Origin of the sequence: Mesorhizobium sp. M8A.F.Ca.ET.207.01.1.1, from assembly GCF_004794715.1 — a bacterium.
In the GTDB taxonomy this organism is placed as follows: Bacteria; Pseudomonadota; Alphaproteobacteria; order Rhizobiales; family Rhizobiaceae; genus Mesorhizobium.
On record NZ_SRUS01000450.1, the window covers coordinates 1 to 308 of the forward strand.

General features: G+C 73.7%; 1 pseudogene. It reads right to left on the minus strand.

From position 1 onward, the window contains the following. Nucleotides 1-308, minus strand: a pseudogene (locus EN850_RS35315) (phenylalanine--tRNA ligase subunit alpha); the annotation flags it as partial.

Genomic DNA, 308 nt, shown 5'->3' on the forward strand with positions numbered 1-308 from the left:
GCGCTCCAGGGTGCGGGTGATCGGGTGCAGGCCGGCGCGCTCGCCGTTGCGGCCCGGCAGGGTGATGTCGATGGCTTCGGCCGCCAGGCGCGCATCCAGGGCCGCGTCTTCCAGCAGCGCCTTGCGCTCGCCCAGCGCGCGGGTCAGCGCGTCGCGGGCCTGGTTGATCGCTTCACCGGCGGCCTTGCGCTCGTCGGCCGGCAGGGCGCCGAGCTGCTTGAGCTGCGAGGTGATGCTGCCGCTCTTGCCAAGCAGGGCCACGCGCAGCTGTTCCAGCGCATCGGGACTCTGTGCGGCGGCCACATCGG